Origin of the sequence: Streptomyces sp. BE20 (assembly GCF_036322525.1) — a bacterium.
In the GTDB taxonomy this organism is placed as follows: Bacteria; Actinomycetota; Actinomycetes; order Streptomycetales; family Streptomycetaceae; genus Kitasatospora.
In genome coordinates this window covers 1-327 of the sequence record NZ_JAQYWW010000100.1, presented here as the reverse complement: position 1 = coordinate 327, position 327 = coordinate 1, and the positions used below count along the sequence as shown (strand labels likewise).

Annotated in this window: 1 protein-coding gene; it reads right to left on the bottom strand. The window is 70.0% G+C overall.

From position 1 onward, the window contains the following. The coding region (locus PUR61_RS00425) for a HAMP domain-containing protein (protein WP_329874420.1) at nt 1-327 on the bottom strand (327 nt) is incomplete at both ends.

The following is a 327-nucleotide window of genomic DNA, read 5'->3' as shown; positions in this document are numbered from 1 at the left end:
GGGCGACCCGGGTGACCTCGTCGGCGAACGAGCCCAGCTGGTCGACCATGGTGTTGAGGCTGGTCTTCAGCTCCAGGAACTCGCCCCGCGCTTCGACGGAGATCTTCTTCGAGAGGTCGCCGCGGGCCACCGCCGTGGTCACCTGCGCGATGTTGCGCACCTGGCGGGTCAGGTTGTTGGCCAGCTCGTTGACGGTGTCGGTCAGGTCCTGCCAGTTGCCGTCCACGCCGGGCACGCGGGCCTGGCCGCCGAGGATCCCCTCCGTACCCACCTCGCGCGCCACCCGGGTGACCTCGTCGGCGAACGAGCCCAGCTGGTCGACCATGG